Here is an 18,425-nt window from a genome sequence, read left to right as displayed (position 1 = left end):
GCCCCGGCCGGCGCCCCCGGTACGCCCGGCGCGGCACGGGTGCCCCGGCGGGTGCACGCCGCGCCCGCCGCCCCCGGCAGGTCCGGGGCCGCCGGACCCCGCACCCTGTGCGGCAAGGACACCTTCGCCATGGAGAAGGCCCGCCGGATGTCCGCCGAGGAACCGGCGAACCCCTGGTACCCGCCCGAGTACGCCTCCCAGGTCTGCCCCGACTGCGCGGCCGTGGTGGAGACCTGACCGGTCCGCCGCGCTCCCCGCTTGCGGAAATCCGCCCGATCCGGGCAGGCGACGTCGGTAGCCTCACTCCCATGCCGCTCACCCTCACCGTTCTCGGCACCGCCTCGCCGTACCCCGGTCCCGACCGGCCCTGCTCCGGGTACCTGGTCTCCGGCGGCGGCGCCGAGGTGTGGGTGGACGCGGGTCCGGGCACGTTCGCCGCGTTGCAGCGGCACACGGACCCCGCACGGCTCACGGCGATCTGGATCTCGCACCTGCACGCGGACCACAGCGCCGACCTGCTGGCCGCCGCGTACGCCTTCGCCTTCGGCGGGATGGCCCCGCCCGCGCCCGTCCCCGTGTACGCCCCGCAGGACTGCGCGCGGCGGCTGGCCGGCTTCTTCGGCCGCCCGGACGTGGACTTCCTGAAGGCCGTCTTCGACTTCCGTGACCTGTACGACGGGCACGACGTCCGGCACTGGAACCTCCGGCTGACCAGCCGCGCCGTCGTCCACGACACCGAGGCGTACGGTCTGCGCGCCGAGTGCCAGGGCAGCGTGCTGGCGTACTCGGGGGACAGCGGCCCCTGCCCCGCGCTCACCGAACTCGCCACCGGCGCGGACCTGTTCCTGTGCGAGGCGGACATCGACGCGCATGGCGGAGGCGAACGGTTCCGGCAGGTCCATCTGACCCCCGAGGACGCCGGGCGCGCCGCCCGCGCCGCCCGCGTGAGGGAACTGCTCGTCACCCATGTCGGGCCGACGCTCTCCCGGGAGGCGGCGACCGAGCGTGCCGCGGCCGCCTGCGGCAGGCCGACCCACCCGGCCGTCGAGGGCGCCGTCCGCACCTTCTGACGCGCCCGCCCGGCAACTCCCGCTGAAAGCACCGGCGTTCGCCGCCCGCTTCCTTTGTCAGAAGCATTGACGAAACCCGGTCCCCCTCCTACGTTCGTCCGCGTCGTACTTCGTACGTCATATATGAGACGCGATACGTGAGATCCGAGAGGGTCGTATGACTGTGCCCACCCCGATCCCGTCCCGCACGCAGTTCGTGCTGGACGCGATCAAACACCGCATCCTGACGGGGCGGCTGACGCCCGGACAGGCCCTGGTCGAGACGGAGCTGGCCGCGCAGTTCGGGGTGTCCAAGACCCCGGTGCGCGAGGCGCTCAAGACCCTCGCCGGGACCGGTCTGGTCGTGATGAGCCAGTACAAGGGCGTCACGGTGCGCATGGTGGACGCGGACATGGCCCGTGAGGTCTACGACGTGCGGCTGCTGCTGGAGCCGGAGGCCCTGCGCCGGGCGGTGCGGCGCGGCTCGCCCCTCGACGCCGCCCGCGAGGCACTCACCCGGGCCGACGCCGCCACCGACACCGCCGAACGCTCGCTCGCCAACCGCGAGTTCCACCGCGCCCTCTACCTGCCCTGCGGCAACCCGCTGCTCGGCCGGATGCTCGACGAGGTCCGCGACCAGGCGGCCCTCGTCTCGGCCGTGGCCTGGGCCGCCGACCCCTCCTGGGAGCGGGAGGCCGCCGAGCACCGGGAGATCCTGCGGCTCGCGCTGGACGGTGACGCGGACGGCGCCGCGGGCGCCCTGCACGCCCACATCGCGTCCTTCGTGCGGCGGGCTTTCCCCGAGCCCCACCCAGAGGAAGGTCATTCATGAGCAGCGTGACGTTCGAGGCTCAACGGGCCGCCCTGGCCGACGTGGTGGCCATCCCGGTGACCCCCTTCGCCGCGGACGGCTCCGTCGAGCGTGACGCCCACCGGGCCCTGCTGCGCCGCCTGCTCGACGGCGGGATCACGACCCTCACCCCGAACGGCAACACCGGCGAGTTCTACGCCCTCACCCCCGAGGAGCGCCGCCTGGTCACCGAGCTGACCGTCGAGGAGGCCGGCGACCGCGCCGCGGTCCTGGTGGGCGTGGGCCACGACCTGCCCACCGCGACCGGCTCCGCCCGGCACGCCCGCGACCTCGGCGCCCGGATGGTGATGGTCCACCAGCCCGTGCACCCCTACGTCTCGGCCGCCGGCTGGGTCGACTACCACCGGGCCATCGCCGAGGCCGTGCCCGACTTGGGCGTCGTCCCCTACATCCGCAACGCGCGGCTCACCGGCGCCCGGCTCGCCGAACTCGCCGACCACTGCCCCAACGTGATCGGCGTGAAGTACGCCGTCCCGGACGCGGCACGGTTCGCGGCCTTCGCCCGGGACGCGGGCCTGGACCGCTTCGTGTGGGTGGCCGGCCTCGCCGAGCCGTACGCGCCCTCCTACTTCTCCGCCGGCGCCACCGGCTTCACCTCCGGACTCGTCAACGTCGCGCCGGCCGTCTCGCGGAACATGCTCGACGCGCTGCGCTCCGGCGACTACCCGGCCGCCATGAAGGTCTGGGAGCAGATCCGCCGCTTCGAGGAACTGCGCGCCGCCCACGGCTCCGCCGACAACGTCACGGTCGTCAAGGAGGCGCTCGCCGCGCTCGGCCTGTGCCGCAGGGACGTCCGCCCGCCGAGCAGGCCGCTGCCCGAGGAGCGGCGCGCCGAGGTCGCCGCGATCGCCGCCGGGTGGCCGGTATGAGCGCGCCCCGCAGGAGCCCGGAGGAGCTCAGGAGCCACCGGTGGTACGGCACGGACGGCCTGCGCTCCTTCAGCCACCGCGCCCGCACCCGCCAGCTCGGCTACCTGCCCGAGGAGCACCTCGGCAAGCCGGTCGTCGCGATCCTCAACACCTGGTCCGACATCAACCCCTGCCACGTCCACCTGCGCGAGCGGGCCCAGGCCGTCAAGCGCGGGGTGTGGCAGGCGGGCGGCTTCCCGCTGGAGTTCCCGGTCTCCACGCTGAGCGAGACCTTCCAGAAGCCGACCCCGATGCTCTACCGCAACCTGCTCGCGATGGAGACCGAGGAACTGCTGCGGTCCTACCCCGTCGACGGCGCGGTGCTCATGGGCGGCTGCGACAAGTCGACCCCCGCGCTGCTCATGGGCGCCGCCTCCGTCGACCTGCCCGCCGTGTTCGTACCGGCCGGGCCCATGCTCCCGGGCCACTGGCGGGGCGAGGTCCTGGGCTCCGGCACCGACATGTGGAAGTACTGGGACGACCGGCGGGCCGGTCTCATCGGCGACTGCGAGATGAACGAGCTGGAGAGCGGACTGGCCCGCTCGCCCGGCCACTGCATGACGATGGGCACCGCGTCCACGCTCACCGCGGCCGCCGAGGCGCTCGGGGTGACCGTGCCGGGCGCGTCCAGCATCCCCGCGGTGGACTCCGGGCACGACCGGATGGCCGCGCGGGCCGGCCTGACGATCGTCGAACTGGTCCACCGCAACCGCAGACCGAGCGACATCCTCACCCGCGAGGCCTTCGAGGACGCCGTCACCACCGTGCTCGGGCTCGGCGGCTCCACCAACGCCGTGATCCACCTGATCGCCATGGCGGGCCGGGCGGGGGTCGAACTCACCCTGGACGACTTCGACCGGATCGCCCGCACCGTCCCGGTCCTCGCCGACGTCCGGCCCGGCGGACAGCGCCACCTCATGGAGGACTTCCACTTCGCCGGCGGCCTGCCCGGCTTCCTCTCCCGCATCCCCGACCTGCTCCACCTCGACCGGCCGACGGTGTCCCACGACACCCTGCGCGAGCAGCTCTCCGGCGCGCGGGTGCACGACGACGAGGTGATCCGCACCCGCGACAACCCGGTCGCGAGCGAGGGCGGGGTCGCCGTCCTGCGCGGCAACCTCTGCCCGGACGGCGCCGTCGTCAAGCACATCGCCGCCGAGCCCCGCCTGCTGCGGCACACCGGCCCCGCCGTCGTCTTCGACGACTACCGGACCATGCAGCGCACCATCGACGACCCCGCCCTCGGCATCACCGCCGACAGCGTGCTGGTGCTGCGCAACGCCGGGCCCAAGGGCGGCCCCGGCATGCCCGAGTACGGCATGCTGCCCATCCCGGGGCACCTGCTCAAGCAGGGGGTACGGGACATGGTGCGGATCTCCGACGCCCGGATGAGCGGCACCAGTTACGGCGCCTGCGTGCTGCACGTGGCGCCCGAGTCGTACGTCGGCGGGCCCCTCGCCCTGGTGCGCACCGGCGACCTCATCACCCTGGACGTCGACGCCCGCAGCCTCCACCTGCACGTGGACGACGCGGAGCTGGAGCGGCGCCGGGCCGCCTGGACCCCGCCGCCCGCCCGGTACGAGCGCGGCTACGGCGCCCTCTACCACGCACAGATCACCCAGGCCGACACCGGCTGCGACTTCGAGTTCCTCGCCCGCCCGGGCCAGGTGCCGGACCCGTACGCCGGCTGAGAGACCCGCGACCCCCGGGGAGGCGCGCCACACCCATGTGTACGTAGCAAGCGCTTCCTGTGCCCGCTCCGCCCGTGCTGTACCCGCCCCCTGTGAACGGAGAACAGTCATGGCCCAAGCCGCAGCCGTGGCGAAACCGCCCGCGCCACCCCGGCGGCGCCGCGCCTCCGCGACCCCGCGCACGCTGCCCTACCTGCTGATCGCCCCGGCCGCCCTGCTCATGCTGGGCTTCATCGCCTACCCGGTGCTCAGCGTCTTCTACTACAGCCTGCGCGACCACAACCCCACCAAGCCGTGGCGGAACGGCTTCGCGGGCCTCGGCAACTTCACCCGGGCGTTCGCGCACGACCCGCAGTTCTGGGACACGCTGACCTTCAGCGCCCAGTGGGTCGTGGCCGAGGTCGGTCTGCAACTGCTGTTCGGCCTGACGCTGGCGCTCATCGTCAACCAGACCTTCGCGGGCCGGGCGCTGGGCCGCGCCCTCGTCTTCTCCCCGTGGGCCGTCTCCGGCGTGCTGACCTCCGTGATCTGGGTGCTGCTCTACAACTCCCAGACGGGCATCACCCGTTACCTCGCCGACGCCGGCCTCGGCTCCTACGGCACCAGCTGGCTGTCCGACACCGCCACGGTCTTCCCGGCCGCGGTGGTCGCCGACCTGTGGCGCGGGGTCCCCTTCTTCGCGATCCTCATCCTCGCCGACCTCCAGTCCGTCTCCCGGGACCTGTACGAGGCCGCCGAGGTCGACGGGGCGAGCCGGGTCAAGCAGTTCTGGCACATCACCCTGCCCCACCTGAAGGACGCCATCGTGCTGTCCACGCTGCTGCGCGCGGTGTGGGAGTTCAACAACGTCGACCTGCTCTACACCCTCACCGGCGGCGGACCGGCGGGGGAGACCACCACCCTGCCGCTCTACATCGCCAACACCAGTGTCGACGCCCACGACTTCGGCTACGCCTCCGCGCTGACCACGGTGGCGTTCGTGATCCTGCTCTTCTGCTCCATCGTCTACCTGCGGCTGAGCAAGTTCGGAGGCGAGACCAAGTGATCACCGAGATCGCTCCGGCACCCGGGCGCGTGGCGGCCGGGCCGGCCCGCACCGGCGGCAGGCACCGCGCCTGGGACGAGGTCCCGCGCTGGCAGATCTACCTCCCGCTTTCGGTGTACCTGCTCTTCACCCTGGTCCCGTTCTACTGGATCCTGCTCTTCGCGCTCCGCCCGGCCGGCTCCAGCTCCCTCGTGCCCTGGCCGGTGACCTTGGAGCACTTCGCCAAGGTGTGGACCGACCGCGGCTTCGGCACCTACTTCGTCAACAGCGTCTACGTCTCTCTCGCCACGCTCGTGCTGACCACCGGGGTCGCGCTGGCCGGCGGCTACGCCCTCGCCCGCTTCGACTTCCGCGTCAAGCGCGGCTTCATGCTGGCGCTGCTGTGCTCCCAGTTCGTGCCGGGCGCCCTGCTGCTGGTCCCGCTGTTCCAGATCTTCGCCAGGCTGTCGATGATCAACTCGCTGGGCAGCGTCATCGTCGCCGAGACGGTCTTCCAGCTCCCGCTGTCCATGATCCTGATCAGCGGGTTCATCCGGAACGTGCCGTACTCCCTGGAGGAGGCCGCCTGGGTGGACGGCTGCGGCCGGCTGACCGCCTTCCGGATCGTCGTGCTCCCGCTGCTGCGGCCCGGGCTGGTCGCCGTGGGCTCCTTCGCCTTCGTGCACGCCTGGAACCACTTCCTGTTCGCCCTGATGTTCCTCTCCGACCCGGGCAAGCAGACCATCCCGGTCGGCCTCAACACGCTGATGAGCGCGGACAGCGTGGACCTCGGCGCCCTCGCGGCGGGCGGCATCGTCGCGGCCGTGCCGGTCGTGGTCGTGTTCGCCTTCATCCAGAAGTGGCTGATCACCGGCTTCAGCGCGGGGGCGGTGAAGGGATGAGCACGAGCGCGCGGAGCGCGGCCGTCCCGGTGGTGCTGGCGGGCGCGCGCGGACACGGCCGCCGGCACCTGGACAACATCCGCCGGCTCGCGGCCAGGGGGGCCGTCCGCCTGGCCGGGATCTGCGAGCCGACCCCGCTGACCGCGGACGAGCTGCCCGACGGCCTGGGGGAGCCCGCGCAGTCCACCGACCTCGGGGCGCTGCTCGACACCACCGGCGCCCGGATCGCCGTCGTGTGCACCCCGATCCCCACCCACACCGGTCTCGCCCTCACCGCCGCGGAGCGGGGCGTCCACCTGCTGCTGGAGAAGCCGCCCGCGCCCTCGTACGCCGAGTACCGGCGGATGGCCGACGGGGTCGCCCGGGCCGGGGTGGCCTGCCAGATCGGCTTCCAGTCACTGGGCTCGCACGCCGTACCGGCCGTCCGGCGGCTCGTCGCCGAGGGCGCGATCGGCCCGGTCCTGGGCGTCGGCGCGGCCGGTGCCTGGGCACGCGACGAGGCCTATTACCGCCGTGCGCCCTGGACGGGCAGACGGCGCCTGAACGGCGTCGACGTGGTCGACGGGGTCCTCACCAACCCGCTCGCGCACGCCGTCGCCACCGCGCTCGCCCTGATCGGCGCCACCCGCGCCGAGGACGTCACCGGCATCGAGACCGAGCTGCTGCGCGCCAACGACATCGAGTCCGACGACACCTCCTGCGTGCGCGTCGGCACCCGGCACGGCCCGGTCACGGTCGCCGCGACCCTGTGCGCCGAGAACCCGGGGGAGCCCTACGTCGTGGTGCACGGCGGCAGCGGCCGGATCACCTTCTGGTACAAACAGGACCGGGTGCTGCTGCAGCGGGCCGGACACGGCCCCGAGGAGCTCCGGTACGGCCGCACCGACCTGCTGGAGAACCTGGCCGGGCACCTGACCGACGGCGTACCGATGCTGGTGGCCCCGGACGACACCGGTGCCTTCATGAAGGTGGTCGAGGCCGTCAGGACCGCCCCCGACCCGGTGCCCCTGCCCCGCTCCGCCTGGCGCCTGCTGCCCGCCGAACGGCGCCGGGCCGTCCTCGGCGTCGACGGCCTGGTCGCGGCCTCGGCCGACACCCTCGCCCTCTACTCCGAGCTGGGCGCCCCCTGGGCCCGGGCGAAGGAGGTGAGCCGCTGATGGCCCCCCAGGACACCGCGGTGCTGCGGGTCGCCGGCCGCCCGGTCGCCCGCTACGTGACCCGGCCGGAGCTGCCGGCCCGGCTCTCCCCGCGCCCCTTCCTGCACCCCGTCACCACCCTGGCCGGCACGGCGGTCACCGAGCTGGGCCCCGCCGACCACGCCCACCACCTCGGCGTCGGTGTCGCGGTCCCCGACGTCGAGGGGCACAACTTCTGGGGCGGGCGCACCTTCGTCCGCGACCGGGGCCCCGCCGAGCTGGACAACCACGGCGCGCAGCGGCACACCGGCTTCCCGCTGCGCGACCCCGGCGGTTTCGTGGCGGAGCTGCGCTGGGTCGCCGCCGGCGCCGAACTGCTGCGCGAGCGCCGTACCGTCACCGCCGTCCCGCTGACCGGCTCCGCCTGGGCGCTGGACCTCGCCTTCGCCCTGACCAACGTCAGCGCGGGCCCGCTGACCCTCGGCAGCCCCGCCACCAACGGGCGCCCCGGAGCGGCCTACGGCGGCTTCTTCTGGCGGGCCCGCCGGGAGGAGACCGCGCCCCGGGTCCTCGCCGCCGGCCACGAGGGCGAGGCCGAGGTGCACGGCACCCGCTCCGACTGGGTCGCGCTGGCGGGCGCCGGCTGGACGCTCGTCTTCGCCGGGGCCACCGAGGAGACCCGGCGCGACCCGTGGTTCGTGCGCGCGGCCGCGTACCCGGGAGTGGGCTCCGCGCTGGCCGCCGCCGAGCGGCTGGCGGTGCCGCCGGGCGGGACGGTCGTACGCCGGGTCGTCACCGTCGTCGCCGACGGGCACCTGGAGCGCGGCGAGGCGGCCGCCCTGGCCGACCGGGCGGTGAGCCGGTGACGCACGCGACGTACGAGAACCCGGTCCTGAACGCCGACTGGTCCGATCCGGACGTGGTCCGCGTCGGCGACGACTTCTACCTCACCGCCTCCAGCTTCGGGCGGGTGCCGGGACTGCCGCTGCTGCACTCCCGCGACCTCGTCAACTGGACCCTGGTCGGCCACGCCCTCGAACGCCTGGAACCCGAGGAGGAGTTCCGCGTGCCCCGGCACGACGGCGGGGTCTGGGCACCCTCGATCCGCCACCACGACGAGCGGTTCTGGATCTTCTGGGGTGACCCGGACCGGGGCGTCTTCCAGGTCAACTCCCCCGGCATCCGGGGCCCGTGGAGCCGGCCGCGCCTGGTCGAGGCGGGCCGGGGCCTGATCGACCCCTGCCCGCTGTGGGACGACGAGACCGGCGAGGCCTACCTCGTGCACGCCTGGGCCAGGTCCCGTGCCGGGGTGAAGAACCGGCTCACCGGCCACCGCATGCACCCCGACGGCCGCTCGCTGCTCGACGAGGGCCAGGTGATCGTCGACGGCGACCTGCTGCCCGGCTGGTTCACGCTGGAGGGCCCCAAACTCCACCTGCACGAGGGCCGGTTCTGGATCCTCGCGCCCGCCGGGGGAGTGGCGACCGGCTGGCAGGGCGCGTTCCGCTCGCGCGGCTTCTTCGGGCCGTACGAGGAGCGGGTCGTCCTGGAGCAGGGCGACACCGCGGTCAACGGCCCGCACCAGGGCGGCTGGGTGCGCACGGCGGCCGGTGAGGACTGGTTCGTGCACTTCCAGCAGCGCGGCGCCTACGGCCGGGTCGTGCACCTCCAGCCGATGCGCTGGGGCGACGACGGATGGCCCGTGCTCGGGGCCGGCGGCACGCCCGTCGCCGTCCACCGCCGGCCGGACCTGCCGCCGCAGCCGCCCGCCGCTCCCGCCACCGACGACGACTTCCCCGGCGGACGGTACGGCCGCCAGTGGCAGTGGACGGCCAACCCCGGCGACGGCTGGGCCGTCCGGCACTCCGCGGACGGGCTGCGGCTGACCTGCGTCCGCTCGCCCGGCGCCGGCGACCTGCGCGTGCTGCCGCACGTCCTCACCCAGCGGCTGCCCGGCCGCCCCGGCACGGCCGAGGTCGAGCTGCGTCTGGACGGCACCGAGCCGGGCGCGCGGGCGGGGCTCGCGGTGCTCGGGGACGCCTACGCCTGGATCGGGCTCGAACGCGGCGGCGACGGCACGGTCCGGCTCGTGCACCGCTTCGCCGAGGCGGGCGCCGGGCCCGAGCGGGACGCCGCCCGTCCGGCCCCCGCGCCCGCGGGACGGGCCCGGCTGCTGATCGAGGCCGGCGCCGGGGCACGCTGCCGGTTCTCCTACGACCTCGGGGACGGCCCGCGTTCGGCGGGACCGGTCTTCGCGGCCACCCCGTGGCGCTGGGTCGGCGCCCTGTTCGGCCTGTTCGCCGCCGCGCCCGCGGGACCGGGGCCCGCCGGGTCGGCGACCTTCACGAGGTTCCGCGTCACTCCCCGGTAGCGCGCAGCTCCACCACCCACCACTCCGTCGGATCCAGAGGAAGAGAGCCGGCCAATGAAGAGAAGCATCCGCGGGAACAGGCGCGCCGCCACGGTGGTCGCCCTGGGCTCCGTCCTCGCCCTGACCGCCACCGCCTGCGGCGACGACGGCAGCGGCGGGGCCGGGGACAAGGGGGGCGAGGGCTCCGGCAAGGGCACGATCACCTTCTGGGACAACAACGGCGGTGTGCGCACCGACATCTGGAAGCAGATCATCGCCGACTTCGAGAGGAAGTACCCGGACATCGAGGTCAAGTACGTCGGCATCCCCGCGGCGAGCGCCCAGTCCAAGTACGACACGGCGATCCAGGGCGGCGGCCTGCCCGACGTGGGCGGCGTGGGCACCGCGATGCTCGCCGAGGTCGGCGCCCAGGGCGCGCTGGAGCCGCTGGACGGCCGGCTCGCCAAGAGTCCTCTCGACGGTCGGCTGAGCCGCAACCTGCTCGACGTCAGCAAGGCCGCGGGCGGCGGGGACAGGCTGTACCAGGTGCCGACGTCCGCCAACAACGGCACGCTCTGGTACCGGACCGACCTGTTCGAGAAGGCCGGTCTCGACGCCCCCACCACCTGGTCGAAGTTCTACGCGGCCGCGGCGAAACTCACGGACCGGGGCAGGAACCGGTTCGGCTTCACCATCCGCGGCGGCGAGGGCGCCATCGCCCCGGCCCTCGACGCGGTGTACGGCCAGACCGGCATCACCTCGTTCTGGAACGGCGACAGGACCACCGTCAACGACCCGCGGAACGTGGCCGCCCTGGAGAAGTACGTCGCGCTCTACAAGAAGGACACCCCGTCCGCGGACGTCAACAACGACTTCACGAAGATGGTCGCCCAGTGGGACAGCGGCACCATCGGCATGCTGAGCCACAACCTGGGGTCGTACCAGGACCACCTCAAGGCGCTGGGCAAGGACAGGTTCCGGGGCATCCCCAACCCCACGCTGGACGACGGCACCCGGGTGCAGGTGTCCAACCCGGTCGACGGGCTGAGCCTGTTCAGGTCCAGCAAGAACAAGGCCGCCGCCTGGAAGTTCATCGAGTTCGCGGTGTCGGCGGCGGAGAACTCCAAGTTCAACGAGTCGGCGGGCCAGGTGCCGGCGAACACGGACGCGGCCCGCGACGCGTGGATCCGGCGGGCCGAGCCGACCGAGCTGGCGGCACGGGCCCTCAACGGGGCGGACACGAAGATCGTGCAGCTCCCGTACTACCTGCCCGACTGGAACACCATCTCCAAGGCCGACAACGAGCCGAACTTCCAGAAGCTGCTGCTCGGGAAGGTGACCGCGAAGGAGTTCCTGGACACGCTGGCCGACCAGCTCAATGCGGCGCAGGCCGACTGGAAGAAGAACCACTGAGGTTGTCCCGCTGTCCCGCTGTCCCGCTGTCCCGCTGAAAGAGGAGTCAGGCAAGTGTCTGTTCTCGCATGTCATGCGCGTGTCATAGCTGCGCTGGCGGGCTGCACCGCCCTCGTGCTCGCGCTCACCGGCACCGCCTCCGCCCACCCCGGCCACCCGGACCCGGCCCGCCAGGTCCTCGCCGCGCACGACGGCTGGGGCGCCCAGGGCACGGGCACCACCGGAGGCGCCGCCGCCGACCGGGCGCACGTGTACACCGTCGCCACCTGGGAGGAGTTCAAGGCCGCGCTGGCCGACGGAGGCGGCGCACCCCGGATCATCCGGGTGAAGGGGATGATCGACGCCGACGGGCCCGGCTGCGCCTCCTTCGAGGTCCCCGGCTACGACTTCGCCGCCTACCTGGACCGGTACGCACCGGAGCACTGGGGACGCACGAGCACCCTGGACGCCGAGCCCGACGACAGCCCGGAGGGACTGCGCCGGGCCTCGGCCGCCCGCCAGGACGCCTTCATCAAGGCGGACGTCCCCGCCGACACGACCATCGTCGGGATCGGCCGGGGCGCCGGCCTCAAGGGGGCCAGTCTCCAGATCAAGGGCGTCGACAACGTGATCGTCCGCAACCTGGGCTTCGAGAGCCCCCTGGACTGCTTCCCGCAGTGGGACCCGACCGACACCGCGGACGGCAACTGGAACTCCGAGTACGACAGCGCGGTGATCCACGGCTCCACGCACGTCTGGATCGACCACGACACCTTCACCGACGGCGGCCACCCGGACAGCACCCTGCCGTCCTACTTCGGCCGGATCTACCAGCAGCACGACGGCGAACTGGACATCGTCAAGGGCGCCGACCTCGTCACCGCCTCCTGGAACGTCTTCGAGGACCACGACAAGACGATCCTGATCGGCAACAGCGACAGCGCCGCCACGGCCGCCGTCGACCGGGGCCACCTGAGGGTCACCTTCCATCACAACCTGTTCGCGAACCTGGTCGAGCGGGCACCGCGCGTCCGCTTCGGGCAGGTCGACTCCTACGACAACCACTTCGTGGCGCGGGAGGGCTACGGCTACAGCTACGGCATCGGCATGGAGTCACAACTCGTCGCCGAGCACAACGCGTTCACGCTGGCCGACGGCGTGACGGCGGGTTCGATCCTGAAGAAGTGGAAGGACGCCCCGCTCACCGCCGACGACAACTACGTCAACGGCGCCCCGGCCGACCTGATCGCCGTCCACAACGCCGAGGTACCCGGCGAGATCCTGCGCTCCGGCGCGGGCTGGACGCCGGTCCTGCGCACGCGGGTCGACCCGGCGCGGGCCGTGCCCGGCCTCGTCGACCACCGCGCCGGCGCGGGTCACCTGCGCTGACGCACCGCCGGACCGGGGCCGGGCGGTCCCGGCCCCGGTCCGGCACCCCACCTCCGTCCACCGCGAAGGAGTACCCGCATGCCCGCACCCCGTCCTCCGGCCCGGCCGTCCCCACTGTCCCCGCCGTCCCGGCGTGGGTTCCTCACGGCGGCCGCCGGCGCCGCTCTCGGACCGCTGTCACCGGCCCCCGCGTCGGCCGCCGGCGGGCCACGCCCGTTCGGCCGGTACGGCTCGCCGGCCCGCCGCCTCACCCCGCGGACCCTGTACGTCGACCCGCTCGGCCGGGGCGACCACCCCTCCGTCCGGGCCGCCGTGTCCGCCGCGGCCGGCAGTGGCTGGACCCTGGTCCTCGCGCCCGGCAGTTACCGGGAGACGGTCGCCGTCGACACCACCCGCACCGGGGTCACCTGGATCGGCGCCTCCGAGGATCCCCGGGACGTCGTCATCGTGTACGACAACGCGGCCGGGACGCCGAGACCGGACGGTTCGGGCACCTACGGCACCAGCGGCTCGGCGACCACCCTCGTCCAGGCCGACGGCTTCACCGCCCGCTGGATCACCTTCGCCAACGACTGGCTGCGCGCCGACCATCCGGGCACCACCGGCACCCAGGCGGTGGCCGTCAAGGTGCAGGGCGACCGCAGCGCCTTCCTGCACTGCCGCTTCCTCGGCCACCAGGACACCTTGTACGCGGACTCCACCGCACTCGGCGTCTTCGCCCGCCAGTACTACGCCCACTGCTTCGTCGAGGGCGACGTCGACTTCGTCTTCGGCCGGGCCACCGCCGTCTACGAGGACTGCCACTTCCGCACCCTCGACCGCACCGACCTGGCGGCGGCCCCCTACGGCTTCGTCTTCGCGCCCTCCACCGCCGTCACCGATCCGCGCGGCTTCCTGGTCGTCCGCGGCCGGGTGAGCGGCGATGCCCCGGACGCGTCCTACAAGCTGGCCCGCCCCTGGGTGCCCGGTTCCGACCCCACCGCCCGCCCGATGCTCACCGTCCGGGACACCCACCTCGGGCCCGGCATCGACGCGGTCGCGCCCTACGCCGACATGGCGGCGGCCCACCCCTGGCAGGAGCAGCGGTTCGCCGAGTACCGCAACACCGGCCCGGGAGCGGTCGTGACCGTGCCCGGCAACCGGCCCCGGCTCACCCGCGAACAGGCGGCGACGGCCACCCGCGAGGCATGGCTCGGCAACTGGGCGCCGTGGCACGAGTGCTGACGTACCGGGAGCCCCGGCGCCGCCCGGACACGCGCCGCCGCGCGAGCCGTTCGGGGATGGCTTGATATCGATTGGGCAATGACTCTCGCGCTACCCCTGGTGACGCGCGTAGAAAACCTGTCATGCGTAAATCACATCGGATCGCGGCGGCCGCCGCCGCCTGCGCCCTCGCCGGTGGCGCCCTGTACGGCGCCGGCGTGGCCACGGCCGGCCAGTCCACGGCGAACTCCACCCACGAGCCCTACAACATCGGGCTCCTGGTGAAGGACATCGACACCTACTACGGCACCACCGCCGACAGCAACGGCGTCTACCAGGCGTCCCCGGACAGCCCGTACGCCAAGGACCTCGCGCGCATCGACGCCGACGCCCGCCGCTACATCGACAAGGCGGCGCGCAAGGCGCACCACCACGGCGAGAAGCCGGCCGTCGTCTTCGACATCGACGACACGCTGCTGCTCAGCCTCGACTACGAGAAGCGCTACAACTACACGTACAACGGCACCACCTGGGCCGACTACGTGAACCGTGCCGACCGCCCGGCCGTCTTCGGCAGCCCCGAGCTGGTCCGGTACGCCGCGGCCAAGGGCGTGACGGTCTTCTACAACTCCGGTCTCAGCGAGGCGCAGCGCACCGCCGCCGTCGACAACCTGAAGAAGATCGGCGCCGACGTGAACCTCGACGCCGGCCACATGTTCCTCAAGGACAAGGCGAACCCGCCCGCCTACCTGGGCGACTGCGCCACCCCCGGCACCTGGAACTGCACCACCGTGCAGTACAAGGCCGGCACCCGCAAGCACATCGAGGACGACCTCGGGTACGAGATCGTCGCCAACTTCGGCGACCAGTACTCGGACCTCGACGGCGGACACGCCGACCGCACCTACAAGCTGCCGAACCCGACGTACTTCGTCTCCTGACGTCAGCCGTACGCCGGCGAGCGGCCGCTCGCACCCGGCCCCCGTCCCGGCACGACCGTGCCGCGGCGGGGGCCGGCGCGCGCGTGGCCGTACTGCCCGGCCGAACCGGATTCCGTAACACCGGGAAAACCTGAAACGGGTGAGACAGGGGAACAATCCAGCCAGCACGCGCACACCGGCTCACCAGTCGACGAGGAGTTCGACCATGTCCGAGACGCAGAAGGCGGAGCAGCGGCAGAGCGTCCCGCCACCCGCCGCGAACGGCCTCGACCGGTACTTCAGAATCTCCGAACGGGGTTCCACCCTCGGCCGGGAGATACGCGGCGGGTTCGCCACGTTCTTCACCATGGCCTACATCCTTGTCCTGAACCCGATCATCCTGGGCAGCGCCAAGGACAAGTTCGGCCACTCCCTCGACACCGGCCAACTCGTCACCGCCACCGCGCTGGTGGCCTGCGTCATGACCGTCATCATGGGTGTCGGCGGCAACCTGCCGCTCGCCATCGCGGCGGGCCTCGGCCTCAACGCCGTCGTCGCCTTCCAGATCGCGCCGCTGATGAGCTGGCCCGACGCGATGGGCCTGGTGGTCCTGGAGGGCCTCGTCATCTGTCTGCTGGTCCTCACCGGACTCCGGGAAGCGATCATGAACGCGATCCCGCAGCAGCTCAAGCAGGCCATCGGCGTCGGCATCGGCCTGTTCATCGCCTTCATCGGCTTCGTGGACGCCGGGTTCGTCAGCCGCATCCCGGACGCCGCGCACAGCACCGTGCCGGTGCAGCTCGGCGCCGTCGGGCGCCTCACCGGCTGGCCGGTCCTCGTCTTCTGCCTCGGCGTGCTGCTGACCATCGCGCTGCTCGCCCGCAAGGTGAAGGGCGCGATCCTCATCAGCATCGTGACGATGACCGTCGTCGCGATCGTCATCGACGCCGTCGCCGACATCAGGAGCTGGGGCCTGACCACCCCCAAGGTCCCGGACAAGGTCGTCGCCGCCCCGGACTTCGGTCTCGTGGGCCACTTCAGCCTCTTCGGCGGCTTCGCCAAGGCCGGTGTGCTCACCGCCGTCCTGCTGGTCTTCACCCTGATCCTGTCCGACTTCTTCGACGCCATGGGCACGATCGTCGGCATCAGCGCCGAGGCCGGACTGCTCGACGACAAGGGGCAGGTGCCCGGCATCGGCCGGGTGCTGTTCATCGACGGCGCCGCCGCCGTCGCGGGCGGTGTCGGCTCGGCCTCCTCCAACACCGCCTACATCGAGTCCGCCGCCGGTGTCGGCGAGGGCGCCCGCACCGGCTTCGCCAACCTGGTCACCGGCGGCCTCTTCGGCCTCGCCCTCTTCCTCACCCCGCTGCTGACGATCGTCCCGCTGCAGGCGGCGGCGCCGGCGCTGATCGCGGTGGGCTTCCTGATGATGACCCACGTGAAGCACATCGACTGGGACCGGTACGAGATCGCCATCCCGGCGTTCCTCACCATCGCCGCGATGCCCTTCACCTACTCGATCACCGACGGCATCGGCGCGGGCTTCGTGTCCTACGTGCTCATCAAGACGGTCCTCGGCAGGGCCAGGGAGGTCAACTGGCTGTTGTGGGGCGTGTCGGCGCTGTTCCTCGTCTACTTCGCGATCGACCCGGTGGAGCAGATCCTCGGGGTCAGGTGAGCGGCGGGGGGCGGCCCGACGGACCGCCCCCTCCGGCACCCGGCGCCTACCTGAGCGCCGCCCGCATCATCGCCCGGGCCACCGGCGCCGCCAGCCCGTTGCCGCTGACCTCCGACCGGGCCGCGTCGGACTGCTCGACCATCACCGCGACGGCGACCTCCTTGCCGCCCGCCGCCTTGCCGTAGGACGTGAACCAGGCGTACGGCGTCTTGCTGTTGTTCTCGCCGTGCTGCGCGGTGCCGGTCTTGCCGCCGACCGTCACCCCGGCGATCTGCGCGTTCGTACCGGTGCCGTCCTTCACCACCGTCTCCATCGCCGACCGCAGCTGCTCGGCCGTCCCGGAGCTGACGACCTGCTGCGTGTCCGCGCCGTCGTCGTAGTCCTTCAGCGTGTCGCCGCCGCTGTCGGTGATCCGCGAGACCATGTGCGGCGAGACCAGCTTGCCGTCGTTGGCGATGGCCGCCGACACCATGGCCATCTGGAGCGGGGTCGCGGTCACGTCGAACTGGCCGATGCCGGAGAGGGCGGTCTGGGCGTCGTCCATGTGCGACGGGTACACGCTGGCGTCGGCCCGCACCGGCACGTCCTGCTTCCCATCGTCGAAGCCGAACTTCTCGGCCATGGCCCGCACCTTGTCCTGGCCGAGCCGGACCGCCATCCTGGCGAAGACGTTGTTGCAGGAGTAGCGCAGCGCGACCCGGATCGGGGCGTCCTCGCAGGGAGCCGACCTGTTCTCGTTCGTCAGCACTTTCGACGTGCCGGGCAGCGTGTACGGATCGGGGCTGTCGGTGCGCTCGTCCACGTTCTTGTACAGCCCGTCCTCCAGCGCGGCCGCCGCCACGACCAGCTTGAACGTGGAGCCGGGGGGCAGCGGCTGGCGCAGCGCCCGGTTGGTGAGCGGCTTGTCCTTGTCCGCGAGCAGCCGCTTCCAGGCCGCGCCCGCGGTGTTGGCGTCGGTGAGCTGCCCGGGGTCGTAGGAGGGGGTGGAGGCCACCGCCAGGATCCGGCCCGTCTTCGGGTCGAGGGCGACGGCCGCGCCCTTGTTGCTCCCGAGCGCGGCGTAGGCCGCCTTCTGCACGGCCGGTTCGATCGTGGTGAGCACGTCACCCGGCTCGGCCCGCTCCCCGGTGATCGTGTCCATGACGGTCTTGAGCTGGGTGTCCGTGCCGTTGAGCAGGTCCGCGTAGATGCCCTCCAGCTGGGTGGGGGCGTAGGCCTGCGAGGCGTAGCCCGTCACCGCCGCGTAGAGTCTGCCGTTCTTGTACGTCCGCTTGTACGCGAGGTCGCCGCCCTTCGTCCGCGCCGAGCCGGTGATCGAGTTCCCGGCCACGATGATGTTCCCCAGCGGCCGTGAGTAGGTCTCGATCGCGTTCCGCCGGTTGTCGTTGTCTTCCGCGAGGGCCTTGCCGTCGTAGAACTGCACCCAGGTCGCCCTGACCAGCAGAGCGAGCACGAGCAGCAGCGCGAAGACGGACGCCCGCCTGATCGTCTTGTTCATCCCGCCCGGAAGGACGAGTGGAAGGGGGGTGATCGTTCCCCTGCGCCCGCTTTCTCATCCCACGTTCAGGAAACCCGCCTCGTACGCGGCGATCACCGCCTGGGTACGGTCCCGGGTGCCGGTCTCGGCCAGCACCGCCGCCCCGTGCGACCTCACCGTGGCGGCACCGACATGCGCCGGGCTGTCTCGGCGTTCGTCAGGCCGCCGGCCATGTGCCGCAGCACCTCGCTCTCCCGCCCGGTGAGCCGGCCCACCCAGGCCGGCGGCGCGGCCCCCCGCCGCGGGTGCTCCGCCGCGAGGGCCCGCACGGCCGAGCAGGCCGGCGGTCATCCGCCCAGCGCAGGCGAGGCCCGCCGCCGGTGGCGGCCGATCGGTGACGTACCGGAAGGTGACGGGCGCGCCCGGCGCGGGCCG

General features: G+C 72.7%; 16 protein-coding genes and 1 pseudogene. 15 read left to right on the top strand and 2 right to left on the bottom strand.

Annotation, left to right across the window (positions count from 1 at the left end; translation table 11 throughout):
• The 15 genes from PV343_RS39305 to PV343_RS39235 all read left to right on the top strand — a co-directional run.
• On the top strand, nucleotides 1-237 hold a 237-nt coding region (locus tag PV343_RS39305; protein ID WP_319151834.1), incomplete at its 5' end, for a hypothetical protein.
• A 71-nt stretch (nucleotides 238-308) separates the two neighbouring features.
• Nucleotides 309-1,070: an MBL fold metallo-hydrolase gene (locus tag PV343_RS39300; RefSeq protein ID WP_319151833.1), complete on the top strand. Its 762-nt coding sequence runs from the start codon at nucleotides 309-311 to the stop codon at nucleotides 1,068-1,070.
• A 157-nt stretch (nucleotides 1,071-1,227) separates the two neighbouring features.
• Nucleotides 1,228-1,881: a GntR family transcriptional regulator gene (locus PV343_RS39295; protein ID WP_319151832.1), complete on the top strand. Its 654-nt coding sequence runs from the start codon at nucleotides 1,228-1,230 to the stop codon at nucleotides 1,879-1,881.
• Nucleotides 1,878-2,789, top strand: coding sequence for a dihydrodipicolinate synthase family protein (locus tag PV343_RS39290; protein ID WP_319151831.1), 912 nt, complete (start codon nucleotides 1,878-1,880; stop codon nucleotides 2,787-2,789). The genes PV343_RS39295 and PV343_RS39290 overlap by 4 nt, the downstream gene beginning before the upstream one ends.
• The gene (gene araD / locus PV343_RS39285) at nucleotides 2,786-4,519 is read left to right on the top strand and encodes an L-arabinonate dehydratase (RefSeq protein ID WP_319151830.1); all 1,734 of its coding nucleotides are present in this window, start codon (nucleotides 2,786-2,788) and stop codon (nucleotides 4,517-4,519) included. Before PV343_RS39290 ends, araD begins: the two co-directional genes overlap by 4 nt.
• Before the next feature lie 109 nt (nucleotides 4,520-4,628).
• Nucleotides 4,629-5,564 carry a carbohydrate ABC transporter permease gene (locus PV343_RS39280; RefSeq protein WP_319151829.1) on the top strand — a complete coding sequence of 312 codons (936 nt, stop codon included), beginning with the start codon at nucleotides 4,629-4,631 and terminating at the stop codon, nucleotides 5,562-5,564.
• 8 nt (nucleotides 5,565-5,572) lie between these two features.
• Nucleotides 5,573-6,445 (top strand): carbohydrate ABC transporter permease, encoded by an 873-nt coding sequence (locus PV343_RS39275; protein ID WP_319151835.1) that lies wholly within the window; start codon nucleotides 5,573-5,575, stop codon nucleotides 6,443-6,445.
• Nucleotides 6,442-7,602 carry a Gfo/Idh/MocA family oxidoreductase gene (locus tag PV343_RS39270; RefSeq protein WP_319151828.1) on the top strand — a complete coding sequence of 387 codons (1,161 nt, stop codon included), beginning with the start codon at nucleotides 6,442-6,444 and terminating at the stop codon, nucleotides 7,600-7,602. Before PV343_RS39275 ends, PV343_RS39270 begins: the two co-directional genes overlap by 4 nt.
• Entirely contained in the window at nucleotides 7,602-8,447 is an 846-nt protein-coding gene (locus PV343_RS39265) for a PmoA family protein (RefSeq protein WP_319151827.1), read from the top strand. The genes PV343_RS39270 and PV343_RS39265 overlap by 1 nt, the downstream gene beginning before the upstream one ends.
• On the top strand, nucleotides 8,444-9,952 hold the full coding sequence (locus tag PV343_RS39260; protein WP_319151826.1) for a glycoside hydrolase 43 family protein: 1,509 nt from the start codon (nucleotides 8,444-8,446) through the stop codon (nucleotides 9,950-9,952). Before PV343_RS39265 ends, PV343_RS39260 begins: the two co-directional genes overlap by 4 nt.
• A 54-nt stretch (nucleotides 9,953-10,006) precedes the next feature.
• Nucleotides 10,007-11,344 carry an ABC transporter substrate-binding protein gene (locus tag PV343_RS39255; protein ID WP_319151825.1) on the top strand — a complete coding sequence of 446 codons (1,338 nt, stop codon included), beginning with the start codon at nucleotides 10,007-10,009 and terminating at the stop codon, nucleotides 11,342-11,344.
• Nucleotides 11,345-11,398: 54 nt separating this feature from the next.
• Nucleotides 11,399-12,712, top strand: a complete 1,314-nt coding sequence (locus PV343_RS39250; protein ID WP_319151824.1) for a pectate lyase — start codon at nucleotides 11,399-11,401, stop codon at nucleotides 12,710-12,712.
• Between the two features lie 78 nt (nucleotides 12,713-12,790).
• Nucleotides 12,791-13,936: a pectinesterase family protein gene (locus tag PV343_RS39245; protein WP_319151823.1), complete on the top strand. Its 1,146-nt coding sequence runs from the start codon at nucleotides 12,791-12,793 to the stop codon at nucleotides 13,934-13,936.
• 122 nt (nucleotides 13,937-14,058) lie between these two features.
• Nucleotides 14,059-14,856, top strand: coding sequence for an HAD family acid phosphatase (locus PV343_RS39240; RefSeq protein ID WP_319151822.1), 798 nt, complete (start codon nucleotides 14,059-14,061; stop codon nucleotides 14,854-14,856).
• 205 nt (nucleotides 14,857-15,061) lie between these two features.
• Nucleotides 15,062-16,513 (top strand): NCS2 family permease, encoded by a 1,452-nt coding sequence (locus tag PV343_RS39235; protein WP_319151821.1) that lies wholly within the window; start codon nucleotides 15,062-15,064, stop codon nucleotides 16,511-16,513.
• A gap of 46 nt (nucleotides 16,514-16,559) precedes the next feature.
• Here PV343_RS39235 and PV343_RS39230 read toward each other — a convergent pair whose 3' ends face one another.
• Together PV343_RS39230 and PV343_RS39225 are read right to left on the bottom strand one after the other, a co-directional pair.
• Entirely contained in the window at nucleotides 16,560-18,011 is a 1,452-nt protein-coding gene (locus tag PV343_RS39230; protein WP_319151820.1) for a peptidoglycan D,D-transpeptidase FtsI family protein, read from the bottom strand.
• 54 nt (nucleotides 18,012-18,065) lie between these two features.
• Nucleotides 18,066-18,325 (bottom strand): annotated as a pseudogene (locus PV343_RS39225) (response regulator transcription factor); the annotation flags it as partial.
• Nucleotides 18,326-18,425 lie beyond the last annotated feature (100 nt).

The sequence above is a fragment of the Streptomyces sp. WI03-4A genome (genome assembly GCF_033792105.1).
Lineage (GTDB): Bacteria > Actinomycetota > Actinomycetes > Streptomycetales > Streptomycetaceae > Streptomyces > Streptomyces collinus_A.
The sequence above is the reverse complement of the archived record's forward strand: the minus strand, read 5'-3'. Positions and strand labels throughout refer to the sequence as shown.